The following is a 317-nucleotide window of genomic DNA, read 5'->3' as shown; positions in this document are numbered from 1 at the left end:
GAACCTAAATTCGAGGGGACAAGCTATGGGTTTCGACCCGGACGCTCAACCCTTGACGCAATTGGCAGAATATTTATCAGTATCAACAAAATGGGATACTACATCCTCGATGCCGACATCGCCAAATGCTTTGACCAAATTGACCATGATTACCTGCTATCCAAACTTCACTGTCCAACGACCATTAGGCGCAATATCAGACAATGGTTAAAAGCCGGGGTTATGGACAATGGCGTATTCGACGACACAAAAGCCGGGACACCTCAAGGAGGGGTAATAAGTCCACTCCTCGCCAACATCGCACTGGATGGAATGGT

Annotated in this window: 1 protein-coding gene; it reads left to right on the top strand. The window is 47.6% G+C overall.

Annotated features, from left to right (window positions below; all coding sequences use genetic code 11):
* Positions 1-317, top strand: a 317-nt coding sequence (locus LKE08_RS09655) for a reverse transcriptase domain-containing protein (protein WP_324704009.1), incomplete at both ends; no start/stop codon positions are given.

Origin of the sequence: Lyngbya sp. CCY1209 (assembly GCF_035615495.1) — a bacterium.
In the GTDB taxonomy this organism is placed as follows: Bacteria; Cyanobacteriota; Cyanobacteriia; order Cyanobacteriales; family Microcoleaceae; genus Limnospira.
Note: the sequence above shows the minus strand (reverse complement) of the source record. Positions and strands in the feature narration are given on the sequence as shown.